This window comes from Arsenophonus nasoniae DSM 15247 (genome assembly GCF_000429565.1).
Classification (GTDB): Bacteria; Pseudomonadota; Gammaproteobacteria; order Enterobacterales; family Enterobacteriaceae; genus Arsenophonus; species Arsenophonus nasoniae.
Map to the genome: position 1 here is coordinate 1 of NZ_KE386920.1, position 9,216 is coordinate 9,216.

Below are 9,216 nucleotides of genomic sequence, written 5' to 3' on the forward strand. Positions count from 1 at the left end.
CGGACGCAGTGGCGTATGGCTTCTTTTAGGGTGTCATAAAAAAATTCAGGCGGTCTGTCATCATCATTTTCGGGTGGGAGAGAGATCATAAAACGTTTCGGATAAACAGGCGCTGTGGCACGTGAAGTGACGGGCAGCCTGCCTGATTTAACCGGTTTACGCTTTCTGGGAGATTTATTGCGAGCCATCGAGATGAATCCCTGAAAAAAATTAACCTACTGCAGAGTATAAAACAGTACTCAACTCATTAACATCCCCGAAGCAGCACCGCTGCGCCGCTCACGCGTAGCGTGCTACGTTCAACTGTCAGCAGGGAACTCAAGCGTAATACGGATCCTGCTTTCAATGGACTTTATTCTTGCAGAAGGGCTGATACCTTAGCGAAAGCCAGACGTATGAACACATCTGCGCGGAATAAGTTGCATCAGCAAACCACAGAAACGCAGGCTTTTATCCGTAAAGAGCTTGCTTTACATACTTCGCCTGCCGTTATCAGTGGAAGGCTGCGTTTGAAACATGGGGTTTATGTCAGTAAAAATACGCTCTATCGCTATATTAAGAAAGACCGACTGGCAGGAGGAAAGCTCTATCTCTAGCTTCCTCATCGAGGCAAATATTATCGCTATGGCAAGGGAGAACCGAAGCGTAGCCCTATTCCTGATAGAGTGGGTATTGAAGAGAGACCCGCTGAGGCTGATCTCAAGCAGCAACCCGGTCATTTTGAAATTGATACGGTATTTGGTAAAGATCAGAAGTCATTCTTATTAACGTTGGCGGATAAAGCTACCAAACAGGTTATTATCCGCAGATTGCCGAATAAACGCGCTGAGACTGTTGTAGAAGCCTTCCGTGATATCATGGCAAATACTTTCTGTCATTTTAAAACCCTGACGGCTGATAACGGTTCTGAATTCTCCATGCATAAACAGATAACTGAGATCACCGGTGCTGATGTCTTCTTTGCCAGGCCTTATCACTCATGGGAGCGTGGTTTAAATGAACATAGTAACGGACTTATCCGCCGTTTTTATCCAAAAGGAACGGACTTCAACCAAGTCACGGACAATGAGATTGCAGAAATCGAGCACATACTTAATACTCGGGGACGAAAATCGTTGGGCTATTTTTCTCCAAATGAAGTATTTTTAGCTTATCTAATGGCTGCATAACGCTTTATGTGTTTGTTGCTTTTCGACTGGGAATGGGCCAGGAGTTTGAATCCTGCTAATTAATGCTATACTATAACATAACATTAGTTTATAAATGGATGTCAATCATGTTATCGCGTATCGCCTGGATCCTCGCTTCGTGGCTGATCTTCTGCAACGTCACGCAAGCTCAAATTCACCTCACAGACGTTGAAGGACGTCAGGTCACCCTGGCCGCTCCGGCAAAACGTGCCTACATCGGCTTTTACTACGAAGATTTTCTGGCAGTGAACGGTCCTGAGAGTTTTCAACAGGTGGTAGCCTTTTCCAAAAGCGACTGGACCTTGCGCAGCAGCCAGTGGCTTCGCTATCAGTCGGCCCTGCCGCGGTTAGCACAACTGGTCGATGTCGGTTCGCTCTACAATCAGAGCTTCGACTTTGAACGTTTGCTGACCACGCGGCCAGATCTGCTGATCCTAGCTAAGTGGCAGTTAGAAGGTTTCGCCAATTATCTACCGATGCTACAACGACTCAACATTCCTTATATCGTCGTCGACTTCAATCAGGGCACTGAGGCTAAACTCGCTAGCATCAGGCTGATGGGTCAGGTGATGGGCCACGCCGAGCGAGCGGAACGGCTTGCCGACGAGTATCGGCAGAGCCTAAAGGATACCCAGCGTCGCATAAGTAAGGCGCAATTGCCACCACCGATCGCCTACATCGAGCTGGGTGACAAAGGCCCCAACGAATACAGCAGCAGCTATGGCGGCTCGATATGGGGGCCGCTGCTGCAGCTGGCCGGTGCCGACAATATCGCCGTCGGTGTCGTCGACAATCCTTCCCCCTTGAGCGCCGACTATGTCTTGACTAAAAAACCTGATGTCATTTTTCTCGTCGGAGGCGACTGGAAAAATATGCCGAATGCCGTACAGATGGGCTACGGCGCACAGGCCGCGCCAATACAGGAACGCCTGACTCAGTACGCCCTGCGAGCCGGTTGGCCACAGCTACCGGCGGTGAAAAACCAACGCATTTATGCGCTCTACCATGGCGGCGCCCGCACAGTTTACGACTTTATTTTTATTCAGTATTTAGCGAAATCTCTCTATCCCTCGGCTTTTGTCGATGTTGACCCGCAACACAACCTGGCGCAATTCTACCACCAATACTTGCCGATAGAGGCGGAAGGCATCTTCTATCAACGCTGGCAAGGAGAATAGTCGTGGCTTATACAGGACGTGCGTTTTTGCAACGGTACAGGCTACGCCGCGGGTTGCTGACGCTGGCGCTGCTCGGTTCGTTGCTGGTGGCGACTGTTATCGATCTGACTGTCGGCGCCGTTCATCTCAGTTTCTCGGATATCCTGCGAATGCTATGGCCCGGTTCGGCGTCGGGTGACGAGCTGAACCAGGTCATTTTCTGGTCTATTCGTCTTCCGATGACGCTCACCGCCGTGGTAGTCGGTGCCAGCCTGGCGCTATCCGGTCTGTTAATGCAAACCGTATTGGCCAACCCCCTCGCAAGTCCCTATACACTGGGGCTCTCCGCCGCGGCTGGGTTCGGGGCGACGTTGTCGATCATCACCGGATTCAGTCTGGGCTATACGCTGGAGCTGGGTACACCTTTGTTGGCTTCGCTGATGGCGCTGTTGGCCTGCGTGCCTATCTATTTGCTGGGACAACACAGGGGCATGACGCCGCAAATTTTGGTACTGAGCGGCATTGTCGTTCTGTTTTTCTTTCAATCGTTGCAATCGCTGATGCTGTTTCTGGCCTCGCCGGAAGCCATGCAGCAAATCGTCTTTTGGCTGTTTGGCAGTCTGCTCAAAGCCAATATGCAAGGGCTGGCGATAACCGGAGGCGTGTTTATTTGTGGGCTGTTCTTAAGCCTCCGTCAGGCCTGGCGCCTAACCGCGCTGTCCGCCGGCGAAGAACAGGCTCAGGGGCTGGGCATCAACGTAATCGCCTTGCGCAAGCTGGCCTTTCTGCTGGCGACCTTTCTGACGGCCGCGTCGGTCTCTTTTGTCGGCACCATCGGTTTTGTCGGGCTGATCGCTCCACATTTCGCGCGCTTTCTAGTGGGCGAGGATCAGCGTTACCTAATCTGTATTTCTGCCCTCTGCGGCAGCCTGCTGCTGCTGTGCGCATCGATCGTTGCTAAACTGGTGTTGCCTAACGGCGTGGTACCCATCGGTATCGTTATCGCCTTGATCGGCGTACCAGTGCTGTTTTATTTCGTTACCCGACAGGTTAAACACCCATGACTCAACTGACTCTCTCACGCGTCAGCGTTACGCTGCATCGCCGCCAGCTTTTGGCAGACGTTTCATTGACCTGGCCTGCGGCGCAGATCGGCGGCATCATTGGTCCTAATGGCTCCGGAAAATCGACGCTGCTGAAAGCGATTAATCGCATACTGCCGTGCAGCGGCAATATCTCCTACTTCGATCGCCCTCTCGATCTGGAAACCAGCCGTATTTCCTATGTGCCACAGCTTAATCGCAGCGATTCGGCGTTGAGTACTTTTGAAATGGTGCTGCTTGGCACTGTGCGACAGTTGGGATGGCGTGTTAGCACTGCGCAGGCCGACGCAGTCGAACAGGCTATGGCGGAATGCGGCATTTCCGCGCTCGCCGATCGCCCCTTCAATCGTCTTAGCGGTGGGCAGCGGCAGCTGGTTATGTTGGCTCAGGCTTTCGTTGCTCAGCCGCAGATCATTTTGCTCGACGAACCTACCAGCACATTGGACATCCATCATCAGCTGCGCGTGCTCAATCAGATAGCCGACTACAGCCGGCGTCATCGCTGCATCACTCTGCTGGTTATCCACGATCTTGGGCTGGCGTTGCGCTATTGTCACTCGCTCACGCTGCTCGAACACGGACGCGTCGTTTGCCACGGTGAAACTCATATGATGATGTGGCATCCGATGATTTCTCGCACATTTGGGGTCGATATCGAAAGTGGCGTCAGCCCACAGGGCTACCAATATCTGCTGCCCACAGGGCTACCTCTATCTGCTGCCCAAAATATTTTATTTTCACAGGGAAAAAATCCATGTACACTCTGACAAAAGCGGACATGCTTGCTCAATTCGCCGGCTTGCAACAGGAAATATGCCATATTCACCACTATGCTATGCAAGACTCGCGGCATTTCTCTCTGCTAGAACATCGCTTCAGCCGCCTACAGACCTTTAACGATCAGCCACAGTTGCAGGACTATCGCAGTGAGCTGGAAAAAGACCATTCGATAGCGGCGCAGATCACTCAGCTGAGGGAGATAGCCAATGCCGCTTTATGCGACTACGAGAAACATCGCGCCTCGGTGCTCTGCAGGGAATCGGTGCAGACCAACGCTTACCTGAACAGTTTCGATCGAGCTCTGCAGCTGGAGATCGCCGCGGCCGAAATCAAACCCGGGGAACGGGTCTTGCTGGTTGGTAGTGGTGCCTTACCCACCACCGCGTTGTCGCTGGTCGTCAAGCTCGCCGCCACAGTCATTTGCTACGATTGCGATCCGGCGGCTCTACATTTCTCACGCCGCCTCACGCGCCACCTGGGGTTAACACGGAAAATGCCCTGCATCGACAAATTATGCGACCTGACCGACCGCGATATAGATCACATTATCATCGCCTCTTTGGTAGCGGACAAACAGGTCTTGCTGACGCAATTGCAGCCTTTGCTGCCTAAGTGTGGCAAATTGCTAGTGCGCTACGGCAACGGTCTCAGGTCGATCTTCAACTGCCCTTATCACCATCAAGCCGTCGATTCGCCTTGGTGTGTCAGTGGTAAACCAGTCGTTACTCCGCTGTATGACTTTTTGATTTTGGAACATCACTGCCATGAATAACGCCTTTCCTACCCTCATCCTCGGAGCCGGTCCGGCGGCGATTCAATTGGCTGTGGATATCAAAGCCACGGCGAACACGCGAATCGGTCTGTACAACCGCCCCAGCGAGAAAGGAGAACGTCTGCGGTATCACCTTGCGAACATACCCCGCCTATATCTGGAGGCCGTCGGTAAAGCGCGGCGGACACAAAGTGATGCTCAGGTGGAGATAGACAGCTATAGCGATGACTTGTCACTCGTTGGCGGTGACTGGCGCCGACTGATCCTCGCCGTGCCAGCCGATCAATATTACGCCGTTCTGCATCAGGTGCCATGGGCGGCTTTGCCCCACCTGGATTCGCTGATCCTGCTCTCTCCATCCATTGGCTCCGGCCTTATGGTAAAAGGCCTACTTCAGGACGCCGGTCAACTCCACGTCAGTGTCATCAGCTTGTCGAGTTACTATGCAGACACCAAATATCATGATGCGGAGCAGCCTTACCGCGCTTATACCAAGGCCTTCAAGCAGAGGATCTACCTGGCCTGCCAAAGTCCTACGCCAGACTCAGCCGAACTCGATTGGCTATGCTCAGTGATAGCTCGTCACGGTATCGACGCCCAACGTTTCGATAGTCTGCTTGCCGCCGAACGCTTCAGCGTCACCAATTATGTCCATCCTCCTCTGGCGCTTGCCGATACCACACTACAGGCTATATTCCAGCCGCAGGAACCTGCAAAATACCTGTATAAAACCCACCCCGAGGGCCCCATCTGTCCGGAGATCATTGCCGATATGCTCGAACTCTCGCTGGATTACAAAAGGCTGCTCAATCGGCTCGGTGTCGAGGAGATCAATCTGCTACGCTTTCTAAATGACGACAACTACCCTGTTCCGGCGCGCATGGTGAGCCGCCACTGGATTGAGCACTTCTCGCAACTGGGGCCTTCGGAACAACAATATGCGCTGTTCACCCGTTATACCGGGCTGCTGGTTGATCCCTATTCCGAACCGGACGCGCAGGGCCGCTACTATGATTTTTCCGCTGTCAGAGTCGAGCGCGTCTTTCAAGATGTACAGGGGCTGTGGCGCTTACCCCGCTTACCGCTGGAAGACGTGCGCAAACTGCGCGTTCTGGTATTGCTGGCGGAACTGCTTGGGATAAACATGCCCACCGCGCATCGTCTGTTGGAGCGTTTTCAGCAGACGTTGCAGAGCTTCGTCGCACAGGTCGGCGCCGAGCGCTGCCATCGGTCATTACTGAACGACCGTTGTGGCGAGCAGGCGGATATCACCTACCGAGAGTGGAGGGGGCAAGCATGAATCAAGGTGCACTGCTGGCCATTTTCGCCTCGTTGATTTTTAGCGTAATGAATACGTTGGTCAAAATCATCGCCGATGATATCCCCACCGGAGAGATCGTGTTTTTCCGCAGCAGCATCGGTTGCCTGCTGGTCTTGCTCCTAATGTATCGTTACGGTGTCGTCTTCAGTCGCGAAGACCGGCCGCTGCTGGTGCTGCGAGGCGCCATGGGGGGGCTGTATCTCATCTGTTATTTTTACAGCATCGCCAACTTGACGCTGGCCGACGCCAGTATGCTGGTCTATCTGTCGCCGTTTTTCTCAATCCTCCTCTCTTTGCTGGTAATGCGTGAACGGATCAACGCCAACGCCCTATTTTGGCTGGTAATGGTTATTATCGGCGCGATCCTGCTGGTGCGGCCGTGGGACTTCTCTGCTTATACCCTGGCTTCGCTGGTTGGTGTGCTGAGCGCAGTTTTTGCCGCGATCGCCTACCTGTCGGTCAACAAACTCAGCAAGCGACACCACAACTACGAGATCGTTTTCTATTTTTTGTTTATCGCGACGCTGCTCTCCCTTCCGCTGATGTGGAACTCGTTCATCTGGCCCAACGCTTACCAGTTTGCTATCCTCCTCTCTATCGCTCTGGTGTCGCTGCTCGGACAGGTGGTGTTAACCCAAGCTTTCTATTCAGAAAACCTGATCGTTGTTTCGGTGGTGCGCTATATTGGTATCGTATTCAATATCGGCTGGGGCTGGCTGTTCTGGAATGAAATCCCGATGCAGCTGTCGATTTTTGGCTCCCTGCTGGTGGTGGTTTCCTGCATCCAGCTTGGGCTGCTCAATCGAAATAAAGCCGTTTAGATCAATAGGCCAGTTTCCGATAATTTTATCTGCGAAATCAAACTCGGATTAATTTTTTGAACGAATCAGCCTACGGCTGCAAATCGATAGCATGAAAAACTGTTTATCCATACATACCAATAAAACATCCTATAATCCATTTTGAGCGCATCTAAAATTTTGATCTATAAGAAATTAATACCCGAAATGGTTACTAATTAACCTATGCCATGATGAAACCATTTTTATTTTTTCTAAGTTTTGACAGAATTAATTTTGAAGGTTGAGATAAAGAACAGAATAGATGGCTAAAAAACGATTAATTATTAATCATTTTTGAACAAAAGATAGATCTATCCTGTAGTTGATTTTATCGCCACCGCAACCGTGCTAGGTCATCGTGGCAAGCCATAAGCTCTTTAAGCTTCAATCCAAAATTCATTCCAGCGAAAAGTAATTTTTTCCCACATATGAGACAAGCAAGTGGATCGACTTTAAAGACATGTCGATACATGTTTCGGAAGGTCACTTTTTTAGCAGATTTTTTATCCTGCTGGGTTAGAGGATAAACAACCTCTGTTAACATTTTTCGCATGGGCTTTGATGGACTTAAAAAACCGTAATAGCGGATCATGTGAAACCATTTTTCAGGTACATGAGACTCAAACCGGGTAATCAATTCGTCCGATGTCATGACTTCTTCTTCCTGTTTTTTCGTGCGGTGGCTCTTATAGCGTAACGTGATGTTATCTTCGCCCGCATAATGTTTTAAACGACTAAGCGAGACAGGAGGTTTCTTTAGATAAAATCCGAGATAAAGGGTGACATGGGTGATATTGGAAAGGATATCAGAGAGATTGATATTCCAGCCGCGTTTGTAGTGAGTGTTAAGTAGGCGATTCCAAGAAAATTTGCTTCGCCCTTCACATTTAAGCTCATCAGGAATCGTCAGGGTGTAATAATGTTTTCTCAACAATTTGGTTATCCGATGTCGCCACATAGTCATGACGTTTTCGCGATAAAAGCTGATATCTCGCCAGGTGTTATTTTTAGTGACCCCGTCGGCTGTGGTTGAAAGATGAATATGTGGATGCCATTTTTGGTCACGTCCCCATGTATGGATGGCCGTGAAAATGCCGGGGGTGATATTGAGATCACGGCAGATAGTTAATACCACATCAGCGGCTAATCGATTCATTTCACCGAGCAGCCAACGGTTAGCGCGAATAATAGGCCAATATTCACAAGGCATGGTAAAAGTGATGTGCTGCCAGGGGACTTCGGGTAACCAGGCAAGCGTATTGTTAATCCATTGCAGGCTTTCACGCCACAATGTGGGCAGCTTCGACTTTTGCAGGTAAATTTAACCCGCTTCTCATGATTACATTCAGGGTCAGGGCATCGCCAAATTGACCAGCCCATAAGCGAAGTGCCACAAGCCATAATCTTTACCATGGTTTCCATCACAACAGGGCGAACACTGTCAGGGGGTTGACGGTTAAGCCAATTGAGCCAGCGTTGACCAAATTGGAAAACATGACTAAAACGTGGTGACATAAATGGCACTAAAAGATTGAGAAAATAGGTTCTGGGTTATACCAGTACTAACAGGCAATGACAAGTCGTCGCCGGAGGCGACCATCTTGAAAGCCAACTTCAAAAGTTGGCTAATTATGTTGATGGAAATTTTTTTATTTCTAATTTTCAATTATCGACTCACAGCAACTCAATCATAAACTTTCAACAAAGATTTTCAACTCCATATTTCACAATCAAACCCATCCAAATTGTTATATTTTGCCAACTAACTTTAGAGGCTATGCGTTTCGACAAATGTAGACGTTTTATCTACAAAACTATTTATTGGATTCTCTGGTAAACTTATAGCATTAAGTTATGCAGGAGAAAATTTTGATAAATCCAACGCCAGAACAACAAGCCGTCATTGACTGGCAGGGCGAGAAGCTTGTGGTTAATGCTTTTGCCGGAACAGGGAAAACCTCAACGTTAGTGAAATATGCCGAAAAGCATCCCGAACTCCGGATGCTCTACATTGCGTTTAATCGCTCAGTGAGGGAAGAGGCAGACGAGAA

The 9,216-nt window shown here is 50.0% G+C and carries 7 protein-coding genes and 4 pseudogenes; 9 read left to right on the forward strand and 2 right to left on the reverse strand.

The features are described from left to right. A pseudogene (locus tag G468_RS22170) lies at positions 1 to 188 on the reverse strand (hypothetical protein); the annotation flags it as partial. A 102-nt stretch (positions 189 to 290) separates the two neighbouring features. On the opposite strand from G468_RS22170, the gene G468_RS24115 reads away from it, so the two are divergent. From G468_RS24115 to G468_RS0119165, 8 genes and pseudogenes are all read left to right on the forward strand, one after another. Beyond that, positions 291 to 596: a hypothetical protein gene (locus tag G468_RS24115; RefSeq protein WP_026824299.1), complete on the forward strand. Its 306-nt coding sequence runs from the start codon at positions 291 to 293 to the stop codon at positions 594 to 596. Between the two features lie 12 nt (positions 597 to 608). Continuing rightward, a pseudogene (locus G468_RS23345) lies at positions 609 to 1,169 on the forward strand (IS30 family transposase); the annotation flags it as partial. Positions 1,170 to 1,276: 107 nt separating this feature from the next. Next, positions 1,277 to 2,368 carry an ABC transporter substrate-binding protein gene (locus G468_RS0119140; protein WP_026824301.1) on the forward strand — a complete coding sequence of 364 codons (1,092 nt, stop codon included), beginning with the start codon at positions 1,277 to 1,279 and terminating at the stop codon, positions 2,366 to 2,368. 86 nt (positions 2,369 to 2,454) lie between these two features. Beyond that, positions 2,455 to 3,411 carry a FecCD family ABC transporter permease gene (locus G468_RS0119145; RefSeq protein ID WP_248604914.1) on the forward strand — a complete coding sequence of 319 codons (957 nt, stop codon included), beginning with the start codon at positions 2,455 to 2,457 and terminating at the stop codon, positions 3,409 to 3,411. Continuing rightward, positions 3,408 to 4,217 (forward strand): ABC transporter ATP-binding protein, encoded by an 810-nt coding sequence (locus G468_RS0119150; RefSeq protein ID WP_026824303.1) that lies wholly within the window; start codon positions 3,408 to 3,410, stop codon positions 4,215 to 4,217. The genes G468_RS0119145 and G468_RS0119150 overlap by 4 nt, the downstream gene beginning before the upstream one ends. Continuing rightward, positions 4,205 to 5,002: a nicotianamine synthase family protein gene (locus tag G468_RS0119155; RefSeq protein WP_026824304.1), complete on the forward strand. Its 798-nt coding sequence runs from the start codon at positions 4,205 to 4,207 to the stop codon at positions 5,000 to 5,002. The genes G468_RS0119150 and G468_RS0119155 overlap by 13 nt, the downstream gene beginning before the upstream one ends. After that, positions 4,995 to 6,302 carry an opine metallophore biosynthesis dehydrogenase gene (locus G468_RS0119160; RefSeq protein WP_026824305.1) on the forward strand — a complete coding sequence of 436 codons (1,308 nt, stop codon included), beginning with the start codon at positions 4,995 to 4,997 and terminating at the stop codon, positions 6,300 to 6,302. The genes G468_RS0119155 and G468_RS0119160 overlap by 8 nt, the downstream gene beginning before the upstream one ends. Then, positions 6,299 to 7,144: a DMT family transporter gene (locus G468_RS0119165; RefSeq protein ID WP_026824306.1), complete on the forward strand. Its 846-nt coding sequence runs from the start codon at positions 6,299 to 6,301 to the stop codon at positions 7,142 to 7,144. The genes G468_RS0119160 and G468_RS0119165 overlap by 4 nt, the downstream gene beginning before the upstream one ends. A gap of 349 nt (positions 7,145 to 7,493) precedes the next feature. Here the strand turns inward: G468_RS0119165 and G468_RS22175 are convergent. Beyond that, positions 7,494 to 8,680, reverse strand: a pseudogene (locus G468_RS22175) (IS91 family transposase). Positions 8,681 to 9,019: 339 nt separating this feature from the next. On the opposite strand from G468_RS22175, the pseudogene G468_RS24370 reads away from it, so the two are divergent. Further along, a pseudogene (locus tag G468_RS24370) lies at positions 9,020 to 9,216 on the forward strand (DNA helicase); the annotation flags it as partial.

Excerpts from the sequence above, each read along its gene's own strand:
- G468_RS0119140 (WP_026824301.1), top strand. The coding sequence starts at position 1,277 with ATGTTATCGCGTATCGCCTGGATCCTCGCTTCGTGGCTGATCTTCTGC.
- G468_RS0119150 (WP_026824303.1), top strand. The coding sequence starts at position 3,408 with ATGACTCAACTGACTCTCTCACGCGTCAGCGTTACGCTGCATCGCCGC.
- G468_RS0119155 (WP_026824304.1), top strand. The coding sequence starts at position 4,205 with ATGTACACTCTGACAAAAGCGGACATGCTTGCTCAATTCGCCGGCTTG.
- G468_RS0119160 (WP_026824305.1), top strand. The coding sequence starts at position 4,995 with ATGAATAACGCCTTTCCTACCCTCATCCTCGGAGCCGGTCCGGCGGCG.
- G468_RS0119165 (WP_026824306.1), top strand. The coding sequence starts at position 6,299 with ATGAATCAAGGTGCACTGCTGGCCATTTTCGCCTCGTTGATTTTTAGC.